Annotated in this window: 2 protein-coding genes; both read left to right on the forward strand. The window is 65.0% G+C overall.

Annotated elements, in window-relative coordinates; all coding sequences use genetic code 11:
- Window positions 1–161: acyl carrier protein (locus NMG46_RS29540; RefSeq protein ID WP_145965434.1), on the forward strand; the 161-nt coding region annotated here is incomplete at its 5' end.
- Window positions 162–849: beta-ketoacyl synthase (locus NMG46_RS29545; protein WP_292155640.1), on the forward strand; the 688-nt coding region annotated here is incomplete at its 3' end.

An 849-nucleotide genomic window follows, 5' to 3' on the forward strand; every position in this document is an offset into this window, starting at 1 on the left:
CGCTCGGGTTCGATTCGCTGGGTTTGGCGGACGTCCTCTGGGATGTGGAACAGGCCTACGGCATCAAGATCGATATGAACACGGCCGATGCCTGGTCCAATCTCAAGAATGTCGGCGACGTCGTGGAAGCCGTCCGCGGCTTGCTTGCGAAGGAGGCTTGAATGGACAGGCGCGTCGTCATCACCGGAGTGGGCGGCCTGTGCGGACTGGGCACTGACGCCGCCTCTATGTGGAAAGAGATCCGCGAAGGCCGCTCCGCCATCGGCCCGCTCGCCAATTCCGAGCTTCATGACCTGGAGGGCATGACCGGCGCTGAGATCAAGGCGCTGCCCGAGCACGACATCGATCGCAAGCAGCTCGTCTCCATGGCCCGCTTCAGCTTGCTCGCCGTGCTTGCAGCGCGCGAAGCCATGCGGCAGGCCGGACTTTCCTGCGACGAAGGGAATGCCCATCGCTTCGGCGCTACAGTGGGCGTCGGCGGCTTGGGCTGGGATGTAATGGAGGAAACTTACCGGGCCCTCCTTTTGGACGGCGCGAGGCGAGTTGGCATCCTCGCTGTACCCAAAACGATGCCAAGCGCCGCCGCCGGCCAGGTGAGCTTGCGCCTCGGCTTGCGCGGGCCGGTGTTCGGGGTGAACTCCGCATGTGCCTCGGCCAACCATGCGATCGCCTCGGCGGTGGATCAGATCAAGCTGGGCCGGGCCGACGTAATGGTTTCCGGCGGCAGCGACGCGCCGTTCGCATGGGGCGTGCTGAAAGCATGGGAAGCAATGCGCGTGCTTTCACCCGATACATGCCGGCCCTTCTCCGCCGATAGGAAGGGCCTGGTGCTGGGCGAGGGTGCGGGCA

This window comes from Mesorhizobium sp. LMG 17147, assembly GCF_024297145.1.
GTDB lineage: Bacteria > Pseudomonadota > Alphaproteobacteria > Rhizobiales > Rhizobiaceae > Mesorhizobium.